The 22561-nt window shown below is 64.5% G+C and carries 24 protein-coding genes; 20 read left to right on the top strand and 4 right to left on the bottom strand.

From position 1 onward, the window contains the following. Positions 1 to 248: 248 nt before the first annotated feature. Genes prfA through C3B78_RS12610 form a run of 4 tightly spaced genes read left to right on the top strand, consistent with a single transcriptional unit; the run spans position 249 to position 3838 of the window. On the top strand, positions 249 to 1322 hold the full coding sequence (prfA, locus tag C3B78_RS12625) for a peptide chain release factor 1 (protein ID WP_104998378.1): 1074 nt from the start codon (positions 249 to 251) through the stop codon (positions 1320 to 1322). Between the two features lie 21 nt (positions 1323 to 1343). Next, complete coding sequence (gene prmC, locus C3B78_RS12620; RefSeq protein WP_104998377.1) at positions 1344 to 2216, top strand: peptide chain release factor N(5)-glutamine methyltransferase; 873 nt, start codon at positions 1344 to 1346, stop codon at positions 2214 to 2216. Between the two features lie 12 nt (positions 2217 to 2228). Then, the gene (locus C3B78_RS12615; protein WP_104998376.1) at positions 2229 to 3068 is read left to right on the top strand and encodes an L-threonylcarbamoyladenylate synthase; all 840 of its coding nucleotides are present in this window, start codon (positions 2229 to 2231) and stop codon (positions 3066 to 3068) included. Further along, on the top strand, positions 3068 to 3838 hold the full coding sequence (locus C3B78_RS12610; protein WP_104998375.1) for a WecB/TagA/CpsF family glycosyltransferase: 771 nt from the start codon (positions 3068 to 3070) through the stop codon (positions 3836 to 3838). Before C3B78_RS12615 ends, C3B78_RS12610 begins: the two co-directional genes overlap by 1 nt. Positions 3839 to 3848: 10 nt before the next feature. Here the strand turns inward: C3B78_RS12610 and C3B78_RS12605 are convergent, their stop codons facing one another. Continuing rightward, on the bottom strand, positions 3849 to 4745 hold the full coding sequence (locus C3B78_RS12605) for a glycosyltransferase (protein ID WP_104998374.1): 897 nt from the start codon (positions 4743 to 4745) through the stop codon (positions 3849 to 3851). Between the two features lie 285 nt (positions 4746 to 5030). Here C3B78_RS12605 and C3B78_RS12600 point away from each other — a divergent pair, with 285 nt between their 5' ends. The 14 genes from C3B78_RS12600 to C3B78_RS12535 all read left to right on the top strand — a co-directional run bounded on the left by C3B78_RS12600 (position 5031) and on the right by C3B78_RS12535 (position 18528). Beyond that, on the top strand, positions 5031 to 6143 hold the full coding sequence (locus C3B78_RS12600; protein WP_104998373.1) for an MraY family glycosyltransferase: 1113 nt from the start codon (positions 5031 to 5033) through the stop codon (positions 6141 to 6143). A gap of 109 nt (positions 6144 to 6252) precedes the next feature. Further along, positions 6253 to 6735: a hypothetical protein gene (locus C3B78_RS12595; protein ID WP_104998372.1), complete on the top strand. Its 483-nt coding sequence runs from the start codon at positions 6253 to 6255 to the stop codon at positions 6733 to 6735. Then, positions 6728 to 7066, top strand: a complete 339-nt coding sequence (locus C3B78_RS12590; RefSeq protein ID WP_104998371.1) for an AtpZ/AtpI family protein — start codon at positions 6728 to 6730, stop codon at positions 7064 to 7066. Before C3B78_RS12595 ends, C3B78_RS12590 begins: the two co-directional genes overlap by 8 nt. Positions 7067 to 7147: 81 nt before the next feature. Continuing rightward, on the top strand, positions 7148 to 7948 hold the full coding sequence (gene atpB / locus C3B78_RS12585; RefSeq protein WP_104998370.1) for a F0F1 ATP synthase subunit A: 801 nt from the start codon (positions 7148 to 7150) through the stop codon (positions 7946 to 7948). A gap of 107 nt (positions 7949 to 8055) precedes the next feature. Beyond that, complete coding sequence (gene atpE / locus C3B78_RS12580) at positions 8056 to 8259, top strand: ATP synthase F0 subunit C (protein WP_009356484.1); 204 nt, start codon at positions 8056 to 8058, stop codon at positions 8257 to 8259. Positions 8260 to 8311: 52 nt separating this feature from the next. After that, entirely contained in the window at positions 8312 to 8863 is a 552-nt protein-coding gene (locus tag C3B78_RS12575) for a F0F1 ATP synthase subunit B (protein ID WP_104998369.1), read from the top strand. Continuing rightward, positions 8863 to 9690: a F0F1 ATP synthase subunit delta gene (locus C3B78_RS12570; protein ID WP_104998368.1), complete on the top strand. Its 828-nt coding sequence runs from the start codon at positions 8863 to 8865 to the stop codon at positions 9688 to 9690. The genes C3B78_RS12575 and C3B78_RS12570 overlap by 1 nt, the downstream gene beginning before the upstream one ends. Before the next feature lie 79 nt (positions 9691 to 9769). Then, the gene (gene atpA, locus C3B78_RS12565; protein ID WP_104998367.1) at positions 9770 to 11407 is read left to right on the top strand and encodes a F0F1 ATP synthase subunit alpha; all 1638 of its coding nucleotides are present in this window, start codon (positions 9770 to 9772) and stop codon (positions 11405 to 11407) included. 72 nt (positions 11408 to 11479) lie between these two features. Then, positions 11480 to 12370 carry a F0F1 ATP synthase subunit gamma gene (locus C3B78_RS12560; RefSeq protein ID WP_104998366.1) on the top strand — a complete coding sequence of 297 codons (891 nt, stop codon included), beginning with the start codon at positions 11480 to 11482 and terminating at the stop codon, positions 12368 to 12370. 83 nt (positions 12371 to 12453) lie between these two features. Then, positions 12454 to 13908, top strand: a complete 1455-nt coding sequence (gene atpD / locus C3B78_RS12555; RefSeq protein ID WP_104998365.1) for a F0F1 ATP synthase subunit beta — start codon at positions 12454 to 12456, stop codon at positions 13906 to 13908. Between the two features lies 1 nt (position 13909). Beyond that, positions 13910 to 14194 (top strand): F0F1 ATP synthase subunit epsilon, encoded by a 285-nt coding sequence (locus tag C3B78_RS12550; RefSeq protein ID WP_104998364.1) that lies wholly within the window; start codon positions 13910 to 13912, stop codon positions 14192 to 14194. 10 nt (positions 14195 to 14204) lie between these two features. After that, positions 14205 to 14633 (top strand): DUF2550 domain-containing protein, encoded by a 429-nt coding sequence (locus C3B78_RS12545; protein WP_104998363.1) that lies wholly within the window; start codon positions 14205 to 14207, stop codon positions 14631 to 14633. Between the two features lie 5 nt (positions 14634 to 14638). Further along, positions 14639 to 15949 carry an alpha/beta hydrolase gene (locus tag C3B78_RS12540; RefSeq protein WP_104999772.1) on the top strand — a complete coding sequence of 437 codons (1311 nt, stop codon included), beginning with the start codon at positions 14639 to 14641 and terminating at the stop codon, positions 15947 to 15949. Continuing rightward, positions 15946 to 18528 carry a bifunctional lysylphosphatidylglycerol flippase/synthetase MprF gene (locus C3B78_RS12535; protein ID WP_199775247.1) on the top strand — a complete coding sequence of 861 codons (2583 nt, stop codon included), beginning with the start codon at positions 15946 to 15948 and terminating at the stop codon, positions 18526 to 18528. Before C3B78_RS12540 ends, C3B78_RS12535 begins: the two co-directional genes overlap by 4 nt. Positions 18529 to 18614: 86 nt before the next feature. Here C3B78_RS12535 and C3B78_RS12530 read toward each other — a convergent pair whose 3' ends face one another. Together C3B78_RS12530 and nucS are read right to left on the bottom strand one after the other, a co-directional pair. Next, positions 18615 to 18818 (bottom strand): cold-shock protein, encoded by a 204-nt coding sequence (locus C3B78_RS12530; protein WP_011692441.1) that lies wholly within the window; start codon positions 18816 to 18818, stop codon positions 18615 to 18617. Positions 18819 to 19118: 300 nt separating this feature from the next. Then, positions 19119 to 19814, bottom strand: coding sequence for an endonuclease NucS (gene nucS, locus C3B78_RS12525; RefSeq protein ID WP_104998362.1), 696 nt, complete (start codon positions 19812 to 19814; stop codon positions 19119 to 19121). A 116-nt stretch (positions 19815 to 19930) separates the two neighbouring features. Here nucS and C3B78_RS12520 point away from each other — a divergent pair, with 116 nt between their 5' ends. Beyond that, positions 19931 to 20287: an ATP/GTP-binding protein gene (locus C3B78_RS12520; protein ID WP_104998361.1), complete on the top strand. Its 357-nt coding sequence runs from the start codon at positions 19931 to 19933 to the stop codon at positions 20285 to 20287. Between the two features lie 44 nt (positions 20288 to 20331). Further along, positions 20332 to 21132, top strand: a complete 801-nt coding sequence (locus C3B78_RS12515; RefSeq protein ID WP_104998360.1) for an alpha/beta hydrolase — start codon at positions 20332 to 20334, stop codon at positions 21130 to 21132. A gap of 32 nt (positions 21133 to 21164) precedes the next feature. Here the strand turns inward: C3B78_RS12515 and C3B78_RS12510 are convergent, their stop codons facing one another. After that, positions 21165 to 22475, bottom strand: coding sequence for an AI-2E family transporter (locus tag C3B78_RS12510; protein ID WP_104998359.1), 1311 nt, complete (start codon positions 22473 to 22475; stop codon positions 21165 to 21167). Between the last annotated feature and the right edge of the window lie 86 nt (positions 22476 to 22561).

The following is a 22561-nucleotide window of genomic DNA, read 5'->3' as shown; positions in this document are numbered from 1 at the left end:
AAATATGCCGGTCCCGCCCCTACGCCGGGTGGCCCGTAAGAGAGATTGCATGGCCCCGACCTGAGCTTGCGAAGGTTGGGAGTCATCGAACGCTCCCTGGCCGGCATATTTTGAGCGGTTCGTCGTTAACGGTTCCGTACCAAGAGACGCAACGCGGGGTCACTTTTGGCCCTCCGGGAGCCCTGGAATGGGCGTTAACTGACCCCGCGTTGCAGTAACTAGACTTGTACAAGTCGAAAGAGGTTTAAATGTTTGAGTCCGTACAGGGCCTGCTTGATGAGCATGACTCCATCCAGGCGCAGCTGGGGGATCCTGCTGTATATGCTGACCAGCGGCTTGCCCGGAAGCTGGGGCGGCGGTCGGCTCAGCTTAATGGCATTGTTGAGGCCTACCACAAGTGGGAGGCCATCCGGGATGACCTTGCTGCCGCGAAGGAAATGGCGGGGGAGGACCCCGAGTTTGCTGCCGAGGTTCCCGAGCTTGAGGCCGCGCTGGAAACCGCCGCGGCCAAGCTGCGTCGGCTGCTCATTCCGCGCGATCCTGATGACGCCCGCAACGTCATCCTTGAAGTCAAGGGCGGTGAGGGCGGCGACGAGGCTGCGCTCTTTGCCGGCGACCTGCTGCGCATGTACACCCGGTACGCGGAATCGCGCGGCTGGAAAACCGAAATCATTTCCGCCACCGAATCCGACCTTGGCGGCTACAAGGACGTCCAGGTGGCCGTGAAGGGCAACTCGAACGATCCTGCCGAGGGCGTTTACGCCCGCCTGAAGTTCGAGGGCGGCGTGCACCGCGTCCAGCGCGTTCCCGTCACCGAATCCCAGGGCCGCATCCACACCTCCGCGGCCGGCGTGCTGGTCCTCCCCGAGGTGGACGAGCCCGAAGAGCTTGAGATCAACCAGAACGACCTCAAGATCGATGTCTACCGGTCCTCGGGCCCGGGCGGCCAGTCTGTTAACACCACGGACTCTGCCGTGCGCATTACCCACCTTCCCACCGGAATCGTGGTGGCCATGCAGAACGAGAAGTCGCAGCTGCAGAACCGTGAAGCCGGCATGCGCGTGCTGCGGGCACGCATCCTGGCTCACCAGCAGGAGCAGATCGACGCCGAAAACTCGGCCCAGCGGAAGTCGCAGATCCGCACCATGGACCGCTCGGAGCGCATCCGCACGTACAACTATCCGGAAAACCGCATTGCGGACCACCGCACCGGCTACAAGGCGTACAACCTGGACCAGGTGATGAACGGCGACCTGGAACCCGTCATCCAGTCCGCAATTGAAATGGACGAACAGGCGCGCCTGGACGCCATCGGCGATTAGTCCTTCCTGCACATCCCAGACATGACACTTCAGCCAGGCCAGTCGCTTGCGGACGCCGTTGCCGAGGCAACAGCCATCCTCCGGGACGCCGGCGTGCCCAGCCCCCGCGTGGACGCCGAACTGCTCGCCGACCACCTCCTCAACGTCGGGCTCGGCCGCCTCCGTGCCATGATGCTTGGCGATACTCCCGCGCCGGAAGGCTACGCCGCCCTCGTGGCGGAGCGTGCCGGCAGGACGCCGCTGCAGCACATCACCGGGGTAGCGCATTTCCGCTACCTCGAACTGGCCGTCGGCCCGGGGGTCTTCATTCCCCGCCCGGAGACCGAGTCCGTGGTGCAGTTGGTGATCGACCACGTCAGGGGCATGCCGCACCCGCGCATTGTGGACCTTGGCACCGGATCCGGCGCCATCGCGGGCTCCCTCGCCCACGAAGTGCCGGGCGCCGAAGTCCACGCGGTGGAGTCCAGCCCCTTCGCCCACGCCTGGGCTGCCAGGAACCTGGCGCCCCTGGGCGTCAACCTCGTCCAGGGGGACCTGCGTGACGCACTGCCGGAGCTCAACGGAACCTTCGACGTCGTGGTTTCCAACCCGCCGTACATCCCTGCCGAAGCTATCCCCAACGAGCCCGAAGTCGCCCTCCATGATCCGCCCGAAGCGCTGTACGGCGGGGGAGCGGACGGCATGGAACTTCCGACGGCGGCCGCTGCCTCCGCGGCCCGCCTCCTGCGGCCCGGCGGCTACTTCGTGATGGAACATGCCGAAGTCCAGGCGGGCTGGATCCCGGCCATGCTGGCCAGGACCGGGAACTGGACCGGAATCAGGACGCACCTGGACCTCAATGGCAAGGAGCGCGCCACCAGCGCCCTGCTTGCGGATCCGGACTACACGGAATGAAAGAATAGGCGAGTGACCACTACCTACGACTGCACCAGTGACGACGAGCGCGCCAAGGGCCTGGAGCACGCCCAGCGGGCCATCAGCGAGAAGAAGTGCGTGGTCTTTCCCACGGACACTGTCTACGGCATTGCCGCCGACGCCTTTTCGCCCCAGGCCGTGACCATGCTCCTGGTATCCAAGGGACGCAGCCGCACCATGCCGCCGCCCGTGCTGATCCCGCGGATCAACGCCCTTGACGGGCTGGCCACGGATGTGTCCCCGGACGCCCGCAAACTTGCGGAAGCGTTCTGGCCGGGCGGCCTGACCCTGATCCTGCACGCCCAGCCGTCCCTCGAGTGGGACCTGGGCGAGACCAAGGGGACGGTGGCGCTGCGCATGCCTGACGACGAGATCGCCCAGGAACTGCTGACCCTCACCGGGCCATTGGCCGTTTCCTCCGCGAACCGCACGGGCCATGCCCCGGGGCAAACGGCAGCCGCCGCGCGCGAGCAGCTTGCCGATTCCGTGGAGGTCTACCTGGAAGGAGGCTTCCGGCCGCAGGAAGGCCAGAACGCCGTGCCCTCCACCATTGTTGACGCCACGGGGCCGCACCTGCGCGTGGTCCGCAACGGTGCCGTAAGCCTTGAACAGCTCCGCGAGCACGTTCCGGGTGTCCTGGGCCTGGGAGAGATCCCCATGGCTGAAGAGGAACCTGTGGACACAGTACCCACCGACGCATCGCCTGCGGTTGAAGCTCCCGTGGCGGAGGATCCGTCCGCCGCGCCGGTCCATCCGCCGGCGCCCGGGTCCTCCGCCGTCGAACCCTCCGCTGCGGCAATCCAGGCGCCGGCGCGGGACACCGAATCCTGATGGCACCGGACCGCCAGCAGGTCCCGGTCCTGGAGGTTGAAGCAACCCCGCTGCGTGTTCCGGAACTGGTGGAGGAACTCAGCCGCTACATCCAGGAAGGCTCCACCCGGACGGTACTGGGCCACAACCTCCACAGCGTCACGCTGACCCTCTCGGATGAGGGCTTTCGCGACCTTTACCAGCAGAGCGACGTGGTCCTGCTGGACGGGGCGCCCGTGCTCTGGTTGTGGGGGAGGACAGGCAAGGCGAAAGGCCCCGTCATGGACTACAGGCTGGGCTCGACAGACTGGCTTCCGGCGCTGGACCAGGTGCGGGGACTGGAGCGGATTGCCGTGCTTGGCGCCGGTGCGGAGGCCAACGCGGGCGCCGTGAGGAAGCTGCAGTCAATCGTCCCCGGCGCAAAAGTCTCGGGCCTTCCGGGAGAGGGCTGGGATGACGGGCTTGAGGATGATGCTGTGGCCTGGCTCCACCGCCAGCAGCCGCAGCTGGTCCTCATCGGCCTTGGCATGCCGTTGCAGGAAAATGTCCTGCAGCGGCGCCTTGGAGACATGCCGCCGGCGGTCTACTGCGCAGTCGGCGGAGCGATCGAACAGCTTGCCGGCATCCAGAAGCTCGCCCCCCGGTGGCTGGGCAGGCTGGGGCTGGAGTGGGCCTGGCGGCTGCTGCTTCACCCCCGCCGTGTGGCGTACCGCGTGCTTGGCGAGCCCTGGGTGCTGCTGTGGCTCCTGGCCGCCCGTGGGTTGAAGCGCCAGTCGGCGCGCAGGAGCTAGGAACCGCAGCCTAGAACTTCTGGTCTTCCAGCGGCGCAAACCCCTTGCCCCGGAGGCCGGTGGTGAAGGACCTGGCCCAGCCCAGGAAACCGGGAAGGTCCCGGCGCTGGAGGAAGTAGCCCAGGTAGCCGCCCACGTCCGCAACGAAGGACCTGACGCGGAAGTACCGGCGGATCAGATATCCGCGGTTCCGGTAGTAGTAGTACCGCTTGAAGGCCGATTCCGGAACAATGACGTGCCAGCCGGCACCGAAGACATGCTGGGTCTCGGAAAACGCGTGCGGGTGGGTGATGGCGGTAGTGGTCACCGTGCCGAACCTGATCCCCGCCTTGCGAAGACGGATGGTGAAATCCACCTCGTCGCCGCGGATGAAAAGCCGCATGTCCGGCAGGCCCACCTTGAAGAAGACGTCCGAACGGATCAGCGCTCCGTTGAAGAAGTGGCCGTCATTGGGCAGGAAACCCAGCTTCTCCACCTCGGCGCGGCTGTGCGTGACCTTGCCGTCCAGGCGGAAGAAAAAAGAAAGCCTGTCGGGCTGGCCCGGCGCCGTCACCAGCGGAACCACCGCTTCGAGGTCCCGTGCCTCAGCCTCACGCACCAGCGTGGCAAGGCATTCCGGGTCAGCCGGCTCGGCGTCGTCGTCCATCATCCAAATCCAGGTGGCACCGCTGGCCACGGCCTTCAGCGCCGCCAGGGCGAATCCGCCCGCTCCACCGAGGTTTGCTTCCGAGCGGACGTAGTCGACGTTCGGATGCTTGCCGGCCACGTCCACGGCCGGCGTCGTGCCGCTGTCCACAAGGCAGATCGTCTCCACCGGTGCGCTCTGCGCGTTAATCGCATCCAGCAGGACAGCCAGTTCATGAGGCCGGTCGAAGGTAACGGCAGCGACTGCTATGCGGGGGGTCATTGGGGTCCTTTCAGCATGGCTGACAGGGATTTCCCCGCTCGCACTGCGCCGTGTGGCGCGAAGCCATGAAGCTGTTGGCGCTAGTATCTTTGACTAGAGTCCACTGTAATACAGCCCTGTAAGGCACTGCGTCCACGGAAATGCGTACTGCCTGCTGAGCGCTCGGCGACGGAGAAGTTTCATTTATCGAAGAACAGATTCCCGGCCAGTGAGCCCCTCGACCAAGGACCAGCTGCCGGCACGGTTGCCCTGTTTAAGCATCCGTCCTGAAACGGCCCCCGCCCCATGATCATGTACCTGCTGATGGGGCTGACGGCTGCCATCGTGTCCTATGCTGCCACCTGGGCGGCGCGGGTCATCGGCCACCGGCTGGAACTGCACCTGCCCATCCGCAGCCGTGACATGCATTCAATCCCGGTGTCGCGGCTCGGCGGCGTGGCGATTTTCCTCGGAGTGATGGTGGCGCTCATTGTTGCGAGCCAGTCATTCTTCGTCAAGGACATTTACCGTAACAACTTCTCCCCGTGGGGAGTCCTCGCGGGTGCTGCCGTCATCGTGCTGGTGGGCGTGGCGGACGACCTTCTGGACATCCGCTGGTGGGTGAAACTTATCGGGCAAAGCGCAGCGGGCCTCACCGTGGCCATCTGGGGAGTCCAGATGACCATCGTCCCGTGGGTGCCCGAAGCGATCTACCTCGAAAACGAGACGGTACGGGTGCTCTTGACCGCGGGACTGATCGTCACCACGATGAACGCCTTCAACTTCATCGACGGCCTGGATGGCCTTGCCGCGGGCGTGGCCATCATCGGCGGGACCGCGTTCTTCTTCACCGCATACTGGGTGCACCGCAATGCCGTGCTGCTGGACTATTCGGACCTCGCCACGCTTATCACCGCTGTCCTGGTGGGCAGCTGCCTGGGCTTCCTCCCGCACAACTGGTTTCCGTCCAAAATCTTCATGGGCGACTCCGGTGCGATGCTGATCGGGCTGCTGATGGCTTCTGCCGGCGTCGTGTCCACCGGACAGATCACCTCGGGGCTGTATGACAGGGCCAACGGTATCTCCACCGTGATTCCCATCCTGCTTCCGTTCGCCGTCCTCTTCCTGCCGCTGCTGGACCTCGGCCTGGCAGTGGTGCGGCGCACCGCCCGCGGCCGGTCGCCCTGGTCCGCGGACAAGGGCCACCTGCACCACAAATTGCTGGACATCGGCTACTCGCACCGCACCGCCGTGATCCTGATGTACCTCTGGACCGGCATCCTCTCCTTCGGAGGACTGGCCTTCGCCGTCTTCCCGTGGCAGATGGTGCTCGCTGTGGACATCTTCGCCACCCTCGTCATGGGCCTGGTCACCGCCTGGCCATACCTTGCCCGGCGCGGCGAAGAGACGCGGGCGTAACCGCGGTGCCGATTATTTCTATCTCGTGTAGAATTTAGGGGCAGCCAAAGCTGCCCCTCCAAACCTGCCTGCCGGTGACCTGCCTGCCGGCGCCGACGATTGGGATCGAATGACCTCCAACGCCGAGTCCGGACCTCCGTCCGGCAACGGAACTGTTGGCGCATCGGGCCCCACACCGTCGCTCTGGCTGCACCTCCTCAAGCTGAGTTCGATTGCTTCTGCCGCCGGCCTGCTCCTCTGCGCAGTCGCTGCCGTGCTTCTGCAGGGCGTGAACGCCGCCCTGTCCAGCACCGCGGGCGGCCTGCTGGTCATGCTGTTCTTCGGAATCAGCCTCCTGGTAGGGCATTTCGTGGGCCGCAGCAATCCTTCGGGGGCCATCGGCATGTTCGTGGCAACCTACTTCGTCAAGGTGGTCGGCTTCGCCGTCGTGCTGTTCGTCGTGGGGGCTCCGCAGTGGCTGCAAGGCCGCTGGTTTGTGGCCGGAGCGGTGACCGCCGTGGTCCTGTGGCAGACTGCTGAAATCTACGGTTTCAGCAAGGCGCGCCTGCAGATCTATAACGAGCCGGAAAACAAGGAAAACCATGATGCGTGATCCGAAGAAGCCCAACAAAGGCCGCAACGGGGACAGCGGATCGAGCGGTTCTGCCCCCGGTGTATCGAGCAACGGAACCAGCGGCGGATACAACGCCGGCATGGCCGTATTCAGCTACATCATTGGCGGAATCATCGTCTGGAGTTTGATAGGGTGGGGACTGGATTACGTGTGGGGAACGCGCTGGATCGTGCTCGCAGGCGCCCTGCTTGGAGCCGTCGGAGGTTTCTACCTTTCCCACATGCATGGCCTTACCAGTTCTCGAAACAATGCTGGGGAGCGCCGTGCTTCCAGCGGGCCGTCCCAGGACGGCGACACTAATGCCAAATAATTTCACAGGGGGAACAGCAGGCCTTCCGGCTGCCGGTCCCCGCCCAACGCCCAATGATGGACACTGCAGAGAGGAAACGCGTTGATCGCGCTTGCGCTCCCGGCCCAAGATTCAGGAGAGTTTACTCCTCCTGGTATTAACGAAATGCATTTGCCGGCAATCCTGCCGTGGGGTGCCGCAGAAGGATTCTCCAAGCAGATGCTGCTGGTCCTCCTCTCTGTCGTCTTTATCGCCGTCTTCTTCGTGCTCGCCGCACGCAAGCAGCAGCTGGTACCCGGCAAGCTCCAGTTTGCCGGCGAGGCCGCCTACGGCTTCGTCCGCAACGGAATCGCCAAGGACATCATCGGCGGCAGGGACTTCATCAAGTACGTCCCGCTGCTGTTCAGCCTCTTCTTCTTCATCCTGGTCAACAACATCTACGGGGCCATCCCGTTCTTCCAGCTCCCCACGTTCTCGCACGTGGGCGGCGCCTACGTGCTGGCCGGCATTGTCTACGTCACCTGGATCGCCATCGGCGTCAAGAAGAACGGACTCCGTTACTTCAAGCTGGCCACCGTGCCCTCCGGTGTTCCGTGGTTCATCCTTCCGATCGTCATCCCGATCGAGATCATCTCCAACTTCCTGGTCCGGCCTGTAACGCACAGCCTCCGTCTGTTCGCCACCATGCTCGCAGGCCACCTCATCGTGATGATCGCCGGCTACGGCATCGAGTTCCTCGTCATGCAGGAGAACCTCCTGCTCAAGGGAACCTCGCTGCTGGTCCTGGCCGGGGCGATCGCCATGTACATGCTTGAAGCCCTGATCATGGTCCTGCAGGCGTACGTCTTTACCCTGCTGACTGCGATCTACATTGAAGGCGCACTTCACGCCGACAGCCACTAGGCACCCTGCCTGCCGGCAAACCGCCGCCGGGCACAAAGACTTCCCCTCGCGGGGATAGAGCAACCCAAACAACCTGCCACATGGGTGGCATCTTGAAAGGAATAAAAATGGAAGGCAATCTCAACCTCGTAGGTTACGGTCTGTCCGCAATCGGCGGTGGTATCGGTGTTGGCCTCGTATTCGCCGCCTACATCAACGGCGTTGCACGCCAGCCTGAAGCACAGCGCGTCCTGCAGCCGATCGCATTCCTCGGCCTTGCGCTGACCGAAGCCCTCGCCATCCTCGGCCTGGTCTTCGCCTTCGTTCTCTAGTCCTTAGAACGAAGCGAACTTACAGAACCGAGTAGATAAGGACGGGTGAAATATGAATCAGCTGATCATCTCAGCCGCCACTGAGGGTGAAGTCAACCCCCTGATGCCCAACATCTGGGAAATGGGCGTTGTCTTCGTGGGCTTTGCCATCCTCTTTTTCATCGTGGTCAAGTTCGTTGTCCCGATGTTCGAAAAGACCTTCGCCGAGCGTGCCGAGGCCATCGAAGGCGGCATTGCAAAGGCTGAAAAGGCCCAGGCTGAGGCGTCTGCTGCACTCGAAGAGTACAAGCAGCAGCTGACCGACGCCCGCACCGAAGCCAACCGCATCCGTGAGGAAGCCCGTGCCGAAGGTGCCCAGATCCTCGCGGATCTCAAGGAGAAGGCAGCTGCAGAGTCTGCCCGCATCACGGCCCAGGCACACGCACAGATCGAATCCGAGCGCCAGGCGGCCGTTGTGTCCCTGCGTTCTGAGGTCGGCACCCTGGCCACCACCCTGGCGGGCCGGATCGTCGGCGAAGCGCTCAACGACGACGAGCGTGCAGCACGGGTCGTGGACCGTTTCCTGGCAGATCTGGAGACCCAGAACGCAGGTGCAGCTAAGTAATGGCAGGCGTATCGAGCGAATCGCTGGCAACAGCGCTGGCAGAGTTGGAAGCAAAACTTCCCACCGCGTCGCTGCAGCTGGCAAAGGAACTCTTCGGAATTCTGGGAATGGTGGACAGCTCGGCTGGCTTGCGCCGCGCCCTGACTGACCCGTCCCGCAATGGTGACGAAAAGTCGGCGCTGGTCAAGCAGCTGGTTGGCGGGAAAGTCTCCGCTGATGCTGCAGAGATCGCGGGCGGACTGGCCAGCTTGCGCTGGGCAACGGCCCGTGACATTGGCGATGCACTCGAGACTCTTGCCGCAACGGTGGTCATTTCTGTTGCTGAAAACAAGTCGGCCGTTTCTGCCTCCGGAATCACTGGCCTGGAAGAACTGGAAAACGATCTGTTTTCCTTCAACCAGGCTGTTGCCTCCAGCCATGAGGTACAACGTGCTCTGTCCGAACCACAGGCCAGTGCTGCGGCCAAGACCGCACTCGCCGCGAAGCTGGTGCCAGCCGCAAGTGAAGAAGCCAAAGTCCTCATTTCGCAGGCCGTCAGCCAGCCGCGCGGCATTAAGCCCACGCGGCTGGTTCAGCGGTTCGCCGAGCTGGCGGCCAAGCGGCAGCAGCGCTGGATTGCAACGGTCAGCGTGACCCGTCCCCTAACGCAGACGCAGCTTGAACGCCTCCAGGCGGGCCTGAATGCCATGTACGGACGGGAACTGAAGGTCAACCTCAATGTTGACCCGTCACTTATTGGCGGCATCCGCGTCCAGGTTGGTGACGAAGTGCTCGATGCTTCGGTCCTCGCCAAGCTGGGCCAATTGCAGCGCCAGCTGGCCGGCTAGCCGGACAAGCACAACCTAACTGATAGAAACCCCGGTCACCGGCAACGGTGATCACAAAACAGGAGAGCAGGGACTGCAGATGGCCGAATTGACCATCAACGCCGACGACGTCCGTATTGCGCTGAACGAGTTCGCGGCGTCCTACGAACCCGGAAACGCAGAGCGCGTAGAGGTCGGCCGCGTAACCACCGCTAGTGACGGCATCGCCCGTGTTGAGGGCCTTCCCTCGGTCATGGCGAACGAGCTGCTTCGCTTTGAGGACGGCACCCTGGGCCTGGCCCAGAACCTTGACGTACGCGAAATCGGCGTCATCATCCTCGGCGACTTCACCGGCGTCGAAGAAGGCCAGGAAGTGCACCGCACCGGACAGGTTCTGTCCGTTCCCGTGGGTGACGCATTCCTTGGCCGCGTTGTCGACCCGCTGGGCGTGCCCATCGACGACCTCGGCGAGATCAAGGCCGAGACCACCCGCGCCCTGGAGCTCCAGGCTCCCGGCGTAACCCAGCGCAAGTCGGTGCACGAACCGATGCAGACCGGGCTCAAGGCCATCGACGCCATGATCCCGATCGGCCGCGGCCAGCGCCAGCTCATCATTGGCGACCGCCAGACCGGCAAGTCCGCAATCGCGATCGACACCATCATCAACCAGAAGGCCAACTGGGCTTCGGGCGATGTGACCAAGCAGGTCCGCTGCATCTACGTGGCAATCGGTCAGAAGGCGTCAACCATTGCCGCCATCCGCCAGACCCTCGAGGACAACGGCGCGCTGGAGTACACCACCATCGTGGCGTCCCCTGCCTCCGACCCCGCGGGCTTCAAGTACCTGGCGCCGTATGCAGGTTCCGCTATCGGCCAGCACTGGATGTACGGCGGCAAGCACGTCCTCATCGTGTTCGATGACCTGTCCAAGCAGGCCGAGGCCTACCGTGCCGTGTCGCTGCTGCTGCGCCGCCCGCCAGGACGCGAAGCCTACCCGGGCGACGTCTTCTACTTGCACTCCCGCCTGCTTGAGCGTTGTGCAAAGCTGTCCGACGAACTGGGTGCCGGCTCCATGACGGGCCTGCCGCTGATCGAGACCAAGGCGAACGACGTTTCCGCCTACATCCCGACCAACGTCATCTCCATCACCGACGGCCAGATCTTCCTCCAGTCGGACCTCTTCAACGCCAACCAGCGCCCTGCTGTCGACGTTGGTGTGTCGGTGTCCCGCGTGGGCGGCGCCGCACAGGTGAAGTCCATGAAGAAGGTCTCCGGTACGTTGAAGCTGGACCTGGCCCAGTACCGCGACATGCAGGCTTTCGCCATGTTCGCCTCGGACCTGGACGCCGCATCCCGCCAGCAGCTGACCCGCGGCGCCCGCCTGATGGAGCTGCTCAAGCAGGGCCAGTACTCGCCGTTCCCGGTGGAGAACCAGGTTGTATCCATCTGGGCCGGCACCAACGGCTACCTGGACGACGTTCCGGTTGAGGACATCAGCCGCTTCGAATCCGAGTTCCTGGAGCACCTGACGCACAAGTCCTCGATCCTCACCACGCTGGCCCAGACCAACGTGCTGGACGACGACACCGCGGCAGCCCTGAAGTCCGCCATCGTGGACTTCAAGAAGGGCTTCTTCGGCGAGGGCGACAACCACTTGGTAGGCGCCGGCCACGAGGAGCATGAAGCCATCTCCGAGGGCGAAGTCGACCAGGAAAAAATCGTCAAGCAGAAGCGCTAGTTCCGCTGGCCGGATGTGCCGGGCCCAAGGGTCCGGCGCATCCGGTCTTAGGAATGTTAGGAAAGGATAAGTATGGGAGCCCAGATTCGGGTCTACCGCCAGAAGATCAGCTCGACCACGTCGATGCGCAAGATCTTCAAGGCGATGGAACTGATCGCTACCTCGCGCATCGGCAAGGCCCGTGCGCGCGTAGCAGCTTCACTGCCTTACGCGAACGCGATCACGCGCGCCGTTTCTGCTGTCGCAAGCCAAAGCGAAATCGACCACCCGCTGACCACTGAGCCGGAGCAGATCCGCCGTGCCGCCGTCCTGGTAATCACCTCGGACCGTGGCCTGGCCGGATCGTACTCGGCGAGCGTGCTCAAGCAGGTGGAGGGTCTCAACGAGCTGCTCCACGCTGAAGGCAAGGAAGTCAAGACGTACCTCGTCGGACGCAAGGCGCAGGCCTACTACGAATTCCGGAACCGTGAGTATGCACGGGTCTGGACCGGAGGCACCGACGCACCGGAGTTTGCCACCGCCCGGGAAATCGGCGAGGCGCTGCTGACGGATTTCGCAACCGACTATGAAGAGGGCGGCGTGGACGAGATCCACGTGGTCTACACCCGCTTCAAGTCCATGGTTACCCAGGAGCCCACGGTCATCCGCCTGCTTCCCTTGGAAGTAGTGGAAGAGCAAGCCGCTTCCGAATCGGACCTGTTGCCGCTGTACGAGTTCGAGCCGGAAACCGAGCAGGTTCTTGATGCCCTGCTTCCGCGCTACATCGAGTCCCGCATCTTCGCGGCCATGCTGCAGGCTGCGGCTTCGGAACTTGCTGCGCGCCAGCGGGCCATGAAGTCCGCGGGCGACAACGCGACGGACCTCATCAAGAAGTACACGCGTCTGCGCAACACGGCCCGTCAGGCTGAAATTACGCAGGAGCTTTCCGAGATAGTTGCCGGCGCCGACGCCCTCGCGTCCTAGCCTGCACCAGCCCGGATTCCGCTGGACCTGCACCACCACAGATAAACTTAAACCCACGCCATCTACTGAGTGAAGTGAGAGAGATGACTGCCACTGCTACCGAACACGTAGCCGCAACGTCCGGTGCCACCGGCCGCATTGCGCGCGTAATCGGCCCGGTTGTCGACGTCGAATTCCCGGCTGACGCAATCCCGTCCATCTACAACGCCCTCACCACCGAGATTACTCTCAACGGTGTAACCAAGACCATCACGTTCGAGACCTCCCAGCACCTGGGTGACAACCTCGTCCGCGCCATCTCCCTGCAGGCCACCGACGGACTTGTCCGCGGCACGTCCGTCGTGGACAGCGGCGCCCCGATCTCCGTGCCCGTCGGCGACGGCGTCAAGGGCCACATCTTCAACGTCCTGGGCCAGCCCCTCGACGTAGCCGAGTCGGAACTGGACATCAGCGAACGCTGGCCCATCCACCGCAAGGCACCGAGCTTCGCCTCGCTCGAAGGTTCCACCGAGATGCTGGAAACCGGCATCAAGGTCATCGACCTCCTTACCCCCTACATCAAGGGTGGAAAGATCGGCCTGTTCGGCGGCGCCGGCGTGGGCAAGACCGTCCTGATCCAAGAAATGATCACCCGTGTTGCCCGCAACTTCGGTGGTACCTCGGTATTCGCCGGCGTGGGCGAGCGCACCCGTGAAGGTAACGACCTCTGGGTTGAAATGGAAGAGGCAGGGGTCCTCAAGGACACCGCCCTTGTGTTCGGCCAGATGGACGAGCCGCCGGGAACGCGCCTGCGCGTGGCCCTGTCCGCGCTGACCATGGCGGAGTACTTCCGCGATGTCCAGAACCAGGACGTGCTGCTCTTCATCGACAACATCTTCCGCTTCACGCAGGCAGGTTCCGAGGTCTCCACCCTCCTCGGCCGCATGCCCTCCGCCGTGGGCTACCAGCCGAACCTGGCTGACGAGATGGGCCTCCTGCAGGAGCGCATCACCTCCACCAAGGGCCACTCCATCACCTCGATGCAGGCCATCTACGTCCCCGCGGATGACTACACCGACCCGGCTCCGGCAACCACCTTTGCGCACCTGGATGCGACCACGGAACTTTCCCGTGAAATCGCCTCCCGCGGCCTGTACCCGGCAGTTGACCCGCTGACGTCCACCTCCCGCATCCTGGACCCCCAGTACATCGGCAAGGACCACTACAACACGGCTGTCCGTGTCAAGCAGATCCTGCAGAAGAACAAGGAACTCCAGGACATCATCGCCATCCTCGGCGTTGACGAACTCTCCGAAGAGGACAAGATCGTCGTGTCGCGTGCACGCCGCATCCAGCAGTTCCTCTCGCAGAACACCTACACCGCCAAGCAGTTCACCGGCGTCGAAGGTTCCACGGTTTCCATCAAGGACACCGTCGAAGGCTTCTCCGCCATCTGCGACGGAGAGCTCGACCACATCGCAGAGCAGGCGTTCTTCAACGTCGGCGGCCTGGATGACGTAGAGCGCCAGTGGGCCAAGATCCAGGAACAGACCAAGTAATATGGCTGAGCTTGAGGTTGAGATTGTCGCAGCAGACCACTTTGTGTGGTCCGGAGCGGCCAAGATGGTCAAGGCCCGCACCAGCGATGGTGAAATCGGAATCCTGCCCGGCCACTCGCCCCTGCTGGCGATCCTGGCCGAGGGTGAACTGGCCATCCAGCCGGTTTCGGGAGACCGCATTTCGGTAGAGGTCGACGGCGGGTTCTTCTCCGTTGACAACAACCGTGTGGTCATTGTTGCTGACAACGCCCATCTGGGCGGCTCGGCTACCGCTGGGATCCGCTAGCATCACCTTGATGGACGCACCGGGTCTGTTCATCGCCTTGGCAGTCGCTTTTGGATTGCTGATATTTGCACTGTGCCTTTCGGGGGTACGCCGCTTCAATCTGCGGCGTGCCCTCGGCACGGTGGACGCCTCCATTTGCATGGCTGGAAACAGCTGGCAGATGGGGGTTTGTCGTTATCAGGACAACGACCTTGAATGGTTCCGGCTGCTCTCCCTCAGCGTGCGGCCCAAGCACAAGTTCAAGCGGCATTCCCTGGAACTGCTCGGCCGGCGGAAGCCCACGGAGGCCGAGGCCGTCAAGGTGCAGCCCGACGTCGTCATTGTTGAACTGCGGTACGAGGGCCGGGACATGCGCCTCGCCATGAACTTCGACGCCTACACGGGCCTTTCTTCCTGGCTGGAAGCCGGCCCGGTCATCGGCGTAGGTACTTGGCGCTAGCCAACGTGGACTGGTTCTTCGACATCCGGCTCATCGACGGGCCGGTATATTGGGCTTCCCTCGTCCTCGGGGTGGCCGGTGCCGCCTACCTGCTGCTGCCCCCGTCCGCCGTCGCCAGGCGGAGCTGGCTCTTGAAAGTCATCGCCGCCGCGGCTGCCGCTTTCGCCCTGGTGGCTTCCATCCACTGGGCCCTCATCAACGTCTTCTCGGTCTTCCCGGAAAACATTCCCGATGCCGTCCTCCTGTGGGTGGTGCCAGGCGTCGCCGCCCTGATCCTCGTCCTCCTGAGGATTCCCCGAAACACGTGGCGCCGGCGTACGGCGGGCCTCGTGGCAGCCCTCTTGGTGGCGGCACTTTCGGCAGTGCAGATCAACGCCTACTTTGGCCTCAACAAGACGGTCAGCGACCTCCTTGGCGCGGCACTCGCCAGGATTCCCACGTTGGAGCAGGAGCTGATGCGGCAGCCGGGACAGTCCGACGGCGCCGCCCTCCGCGGGTGGGAGCCGCAAGGGGACGTCCCTGCCGAAGGCGAGCTGCGAAAGGCCTTTATCCCCGGAGAAAAGTCCGGGATGAACGCCCGGGACGCGTACATCTACCTGCCGCCAGCCTATTTCGCCAAAAACCGGCCAGCCCTGCCGGTGCTGGTCCTGATCGCCGGACAGCCGGGGGGCCCCGCTGACTGGCTGACCGGCGGAGCCCTGCAGTCCCATCTGGACTCCTATGCCGCCTCGCATGGCGGAGTGGCGCCCGTGGTGGTGGTTCCCGACGCCAACGGCTCGCAGTCCGCCAACACCATGTGCATGGACAGCCGGATAGCCCATGCCGATACGTATCTTTCCGAGGACGTGCCGAACTGGATAAAGTCCACCCTCGCCGTGGACACTAACCACCGCAGGTGGGCGGCCGGCGGTTTCTCCTTCGGCGGAACCTGCGCACTGCAGCTCGGAACCAGGCATCCGGACCTGTTTCCCGCAGTCCTGTCGTTCTCCGGCGAAGCAGAGCCGGCCATCGCGAAGGAACGCCAAAAGACCATTGACGCTTCCTTTCCCGGGGACCCCGATGCCTTCAACCGGCAGACACCCCTGGCCATCATGAAGCAACAGCGGTTCGAAGGCAGCGGCATGTACCTGACGGCCGGCAAGGACGACCCGGAATTCGTTGCCTATCTCCGCACCTTGGCTGCAGCAGCCACGGAGGCCGGCTTCACGGTACGCGCCCACGAAGTTGAGCAAACCGGGCACTCCTGGGACACCTCCTCGAAGCGCATTGCCGACGCCCTGGACTTCCTGGCCGAGCGGTGGGGGATAGTCCGGTGAGTGCCGACAGGCAGGTCCGCACTGCCGCCCTTGCCTGGTCCACGGTGGGCCGGCCCGCCGTGCAGCAGGCCACGGCGGCGCTGAAGTCAATGCCCTTCACGCTTGCCGTGCTCGGCATCTTCCTGGCGGCAGGTGCAGTAACCGGGAGCTTCGCGGCCGGGCCGCCCGAAAGACTGCTCTGGCTTGCGGGCGTGAGCGGCCCGGGGCTCCGGGACGGCAACTGGTGGTCGCTGTTCACCAGCCTGTTCTTCGCCACGAATCCGCTGGCCTACCTGGCCGCGTCGCTGATGATCGTGCTGCTGCTGGGACTCGCTGAACGCAAACTCGGCACCCGTGCTTCCATCGCACTCCTGCTGGGCGGACAGTTTGCCGCCGTCACGCTGTTCCTGCTGGCAACCCAGCTTGCCGGCTACGCGGAGGACGGCTGGCTGGACAGGATGGCTGACGACATCCTGATCGGTCCGTATGCGCCGCTGCTCACTGCAGGGCTTGCAGGCAGCGCCCGGCTCCCGGTCCTGTGGCAGCGCAGGCTGCGGACCGCGGCCCTTTCGGTTTCCCTCCTGCTGGTCCTCTATGTGGGACACGCTGAAACCGTCCTCGGCCTGCTGGGGGCACTGCTGGGGCTGGTTGCGGGTTGGTGGATCCAAGGGGACCAGGGCCAGCTGCACCGGCACCGGTCAACCGGGCGTGAAACGAGGAACCTCCTGGCCCTCACGGTGGCAGTCTTCGCCGTCGGTCCCATCCTGACGGGGATCGCGCGGGCACCCACAGGACCCCTGGCGCTCCTCCGCGACATGGTGCTGAACCCGATCCCGACGCTGGGGCAGCTGGCGCTCAACTGCGGCAGCACCGTGGAGGCATCCTGCCTTGAGGCCGGCCGTGCCGGTTTCGCGGGCCCGCTGGGCCTGGCGCTGGCAGTGGTTCCCGTGGTCCTGCTGCTGATTTGCGCTGACGGCATGCGGCGCGGCCGGCGGCTGGCCCTGAACATTGCCCTCGCCATCCAGCTTGCCGTCACAGCCCTGGCCGCCGTCTATCTCGCCCTGTTCGCGCTGTTGCCCGCGCGCGGGCCAGGACCGCAGTCGGGGCCGATGGGGTCGGCTTTTGCCCACGTCCTTCCGCTGGTTGTGGTGCCGCTGCTGCTGGCGCTCGTTCTGTGGCTGAACCGGCGGCAGTTCCGGGTGCAGACAGCACCGTCAGCCCGGCGGGTGCTTGGCGCAGTGGTGGGCGGGTCCTGGCTCGCCCTGGCGGGGTCCTACGCCGTTGCCTGGTTCTGGGCGGGAGGACTTACCCGCGACGGCGGCGTGCTGGGTCTCCTGGCCGAGCTGGCCAGGCAATATGTCCCCGTGCCCATCCCGCAGTATTACCACCGCATTTTCGCTGACCGCAACACCGTGGAGTCCATGCTCTTTGCCTATTCGGGACCGGTGTTCTGGGTCATCGCGCTGGCAGCCGTGTGGTGGGTGCTCCTGGGCAAGGCCCACGGTACCGATTCCGGTGCGGAGGACAGGGAGAGGGCGCGGGCATTGCTGCGCCAGGGCGGCGGCCCGCTCTCCTGGATGGCCCTGTGGGAACCCAACAGTTATTGGTTCAGTCCTGACGGCAAGGGTGCGGTGGCCTTCCAGCAGCATGGCAGCGTTGCGCTGACGCTCGGCGGCGCTTTCGGGCCCTCCGACGCCCAGCAGTCCGTGACCGAAGGGTTCCTGGCGTACTGCCGGGGGCATGCCCTGATTCCCGCGCTCTACTCGTGCGATGACTCCGTGTGGCCTGCCCTGAAGGAGCGTGGGTTTTCCCGGGTTGCCGTTGCCCAGGAGACCCGCCTGCCGATCCGCCAGCTCGAGTTCAAGGGTAAAGAGTGGCAGAACGTCCGGACAGCCCTTAACCGGGCTGCGAAGCTGGGCGTGCATGCCGTGTGGGGACCCTACCACTCGCTGCCGGCGGCACTCCGGTCCAGGCTGAGCGAGGTTTCCGAGGAATGGGCAGCCGGGAAATCCGTGCCCGAGATGGGCTTCACCCTGGGCGGCGTGGATGAACTCGAGGATGACGAGGTGCTGTGCTGCCTTGCCGTGGATGCGGGCGGGACCGTTCACGGGGTGACCAGTTGGCTTCCCGTCTACGACGGCGGGCGGCTGGTCAGCCGGACGCTGGACGTAATGCGGCGCGGCAGCGAGGGCTTTCCCGGCGTGATGGAGTTCCTCATCGCCTCCGCCGTGCTGGAGCTGCGCGGATCCGTGGAGGTCATCTCGCTGTCCGGGTCTCCGCTGGCAAGCCGTCCCGGGGACCAGGGAGGAAGCTCTGCTTATGGTTCCGCTGACGAGGCCGGCGAAGAGTCCGGTGCCCAGGCGGAGCCGGAGAACCTCGTGCGCATCCTGGACCTGGTGGGGCACGCCCTTGAGCCTGTGTACGGTTTCCGGTCCCTGGCCGCATTCAAGTCCAGGTTCAAGCCCGAGTACCGCGCGCTCTACCTCTACTACCAGGACCCGCTGCACCTGCCGGCCATTGGCCGCGCCCTGACCCGCGCCTACCTGCCCGGGCTTTCGCTGCCGCAGGGCGCCCGCCTGGTACGGAAACTGGTGAAATAGCTGTCCAGCTAATAACAATGGTCCCCGGCATATTTGCCGGGGACCATTGTTTCGCTGCCGGCCGCAGCAGCGGCCGGCATGCGGGACTAGACCAGCGTTACGCCGGTAGCCTGGGGACCCTTGGCGCCCTGGCCGATTTCGAACTGAACCCGCTGGTTCTCGTCGAGGGTCTTGAAGCCGCCGGTCTGGATTTCGGAGTAGTGGACAAAAACGTCCCCGTCCGAGTCATCCGGGGTAATGAAGCCGAAGCCCTTTTCAGCGTTGAACCACTTGACGGTTCCCTGTGCCATTTATTTCTCCTCATTATGGAACTTTTTAAGATCGGCACACCTCGTGCCGGCCTTGGTCACTCCGCGAGAAGAATCCTGAATTACCGTCCCGGAAAGGGAATCGGAGTTGCAGGAGCTTCGCGCTCGCAACATGTCTTGCGAGCATGAAAAACACCTACACAAAGACTGAGACAAGAATTTCATGCCCGTTCCCGCAGGTCAACGGTTTGCACGGCGAAACGGACAAATTTTCGGCAAAAAACAGGTTAATGCGCATGTCAGGAGCTTATTCAACCGGGGTTTGAACACCGTGGCCGACCGTCAGAAAAGCCGTGACTCGCTGTCGTCAACGCCACGCATGGCGTCGTAATCGAGGGTCACGCAGTCGATCCCGCGGTCATTGGCGAGGACCTTTGCCTGCGGCTTGATTTGCTGGGCCGCAAAGATCCCGCGGACCGGGGCAAGAAGGGGGTCGCGGTTGAGCAGTTCCAAGTACCGCGTCAACTGTTCCACGCCGTCTATGTCACCGCGGCGCTTCAGCTCAATGGCCACAGTGGCGCCCTCGGCGTCGCGTGCAAGGATGTCCACCGGGCCGATGGCCGTGAAGTATTCCCGGCGGATGAGGGAGTAGCCGGTTCCCAGTGTTTCAATCTGTTCCGCCAGCAGGCGCTGCAGGTCCGCTTCCACGCCGTCCTTGATGAGCCCGGGGTCCACGCCGAGGTCGTGCGAGGACTCGTCGAGCTTTTCGTGGATGTTGATGATGAGCCGGTCGTCGGTCTTGGCCGACTGGACGGTCCACTGCTCCACCACCCCGAGCTCGAGGTCCACGTCCTCGGGGGAGGTCACCCGGAGCGTCGCCGGCGGGCTCATCCAGTTGAGCGGTTTGTAGGAACCGCCGTCGGAATGGACCAGGACGGAGCCGTCGGCCTTCACCAGCAGGAGCCTGGTGGCCAGCGGGAGATGGGCTTTCAGCCGGCCAACGTAATCAACGGAGCATCGGGCTATGACAAGTCGCACGCCGTACAGACTACCGTCTGCGCGGTGCGGGCTCCGCCGGGTCTTCGGCCCCCTGCGGCGGGTGGCTCCGGCCGGATCGGGAGCCAAGCCACCTGCCGCTGGGGCAGAATGGATGCATGCCGCGCTCCAACCGTCCCCGCCGTCCCGTATCCGGAAAGGGTTCCGGGTCCGGAAAAGCGGGCGCCGGAAAGAGGGGCGGCCAGGACGTCCCCGAGCTTGACCTCGAACGGGCACGTGCAGGCATCGCGCGGCGGGAGAGTGCGCCCGACGGCGAATGGATGGTCCGCACCATGACCGCCCGGAACGCCGAGAAGACCTACATATGTCCGGAATGCTCCACGGCGGTGCTGCCCGGCGTTGCCCATCTGGTGGTCTGGAAAGACGACCACCTGTTCGGGGCCGCTGCCGGCCTGGCCGAGCGGCGGCACTGGCACACCAACTGCTGGATGTCGCGCAGTTACCGCTACCGCTAGCGGCAGCGGACAAAGTCGCGCCCCCTGTCGCTAAGCTGGCAGGCATGACTTTTGATCCGGCGTCGTACGAATTCCACCAGGCCGCAGGGCCGGCCCCCATCCGTGCCTCAACCGTGCTGCCCGCCAAACGTGAGCTGGTGAAGCTGGATACGGAAGACGGACACACCCTGGTGGCCGAGCTGGCGCTGCCGGAATCCGGCCCCGTGAATGCCACGTTGATCACCCTGCATCCCCTTCCTACGCACGGCGGTTTCATGGACTCGCATGTCTACCGCAAGGCGTCCTACCGGCTGCCGGCGCTCGCGGGCGTCGCCGTGCTGCGGTTCAATACCCGCGGAACCGCCTCCCCGCACGGAACCAGCAGCGGGGCCTTCGACGAGGGCGTCGGGGAACGCCATGACATGGAGGCCGCGGTCCGCTTCGCCGTCGAGCGGGGCCTGCCCAACCGCTGGCTGGTGGGATGGTCCTTTGGCACGGAACTCGCACTCATGTACGGAGCCGTAGAGCCGGTGGCGTCCCTGATTGAGGGCGCCGTCCTGCTCTCGCCCCCGCTGCACCGCGCCACGGACAAGGACCTGCTCCAGTGGGCCGCATCAGGAAAGCCGCTCACAGTGCTGGTGCCGGAGCATGACGACTTCCTCAAGCCTGCCGAGGCGGCCGAACGCTTCAGCCTGGTCCCGCAGGCCCGCGTGGTGGGCGTGGACGGCGCAAAGCACCTGTGGGTGGGGGAGAAGTACGCCTCCCGGGTGCTCAACGAAATTGTGGATGACGTCACCGAGGCGGGATCGGGCGCTGCCGGACTGCCGCACGAATGGAACGGGCCCGCGGCAACAGCTTCAGCCTAGGGAACGGCTGGGGCCGGTCCGGTGACGCACACCTAGTGCTGGTCCTGCCTGACGATGTAGATCTCCCTGACCAGCAGCAGGACGGCGGCCGCCGTCGGAATGGCGATCAGCGCGCCGAGCACGCCCAGCAGGCTGCCGCCGGCAATGACTGAAATGACGGCCACGGCGCCGGGGACCGCCACGGCCTTCTGCATGATGCGCGGGGAGATGAAGTAGGCCTCGAACTGCAGGTAGGCGAAGTAGCAGATCGCGTAGACCGCCGCCGCCTGCCAGCCCTCGGTGAGCGAAACCAGCAGCACCACGATCCCCGCAATCATGCCGCCCACCAGCGGAATGAACGCCAGCAGGGCCACCACGAACGCCAGCAGCAGGGCGAAAGGGATGCCCACGATGGACATCACTATGAAGGCGAAGGTGGCGTTCAGGAGGGCAACCACCGCCTGGCCGATCACATAGTTGCCCACCGATCGGGTGATTTCCTCGGACAGCGCTTCAACGCGGTGCCGCCGCGACCGCGGAGCAAGCCGGTAGCCCCACTTCTTCATTGCTGGCAGGGCGGCAAGGAAGTACAGGCTCAGCACCAGGACAATCAGGGTGCCGAAGAGGCCGTTGGCCACGGTGGAGCCAAAGCCCACCACGCCGCCGAAAATCCCGCCCATAGCGGCGGGGTCGTTGACGAACTTCTCCAGTTCCTCTGTGATCCGGTCGCGCACGCCGAACTGGTCATCCAGGCTGCGGAAAAAGTCGGAGTCGATGAAGTCCCGGATCCACACCGGTGCCTGCTCGACGATCTGCGTGACCTGCTCCACGATGGTGGGAATGAGGGTGGCAAAAAAGCCGACGACGGCGCTTACCAGCACCGTGACGGACACCAGGATTCCCGCGGGCCGGGGGATCTTCCGGCTTTCCAGCCAGCCGACCACAGGTTCGAGCCCCAGCGCTATGAACAGCGCAGCCACAATCCACAGCAGCAGCTGCGTGGTGTTGGAGCCAATCCAGTAGACCAGCAGGGCAAGTCCGACGCCCACCGTGCCCATGAAGCCCAGGTACAGGGGATGCTGCGGCGAGATCCGGGGGCCGGGACTGCCGAACTGCGGCTGTACCGCGCTGTCATGGCTGGCGCCTTCCCCGTTCTGGCGGGAGTACTCCGGCGGCATTTCGAACCGGAGCCGGGGCTGGGCGCCGGGGAGGGGCTGGCGCAGGCGGTGAAGGAGCAACCCGAGGGCGGCCGCGGCGGGCCTCTTCCTGCGGGCAGCTGCAGGACCCTGCGGAGCGGCTGCCGGCGGCTGCCCACCCACCGGGTTCTCTGGCGCCGCGGAGGATTCGTCCGTCTTGTCAGTCACTGGTTTTAAGGGCCTGTTCCGTTGGCGGCACCGCGTCGGCGGGCCGGTGTGATGATCATCGCAAACACTATCAGCAGCCTTGTCAA

This window comes from Arthrobacter sp. PGP41, from assembly GCF_002953935.1.
GTDB lineage: Bacteria > Actinomycetota > Actinomycetes > Actinomycetales > Micrococcaceae > Arthrobacter.
Note: the sequence above shows the minus strand (reverse complement) of the source record. Positions and strands in the feature narration are given on the sequence as shown.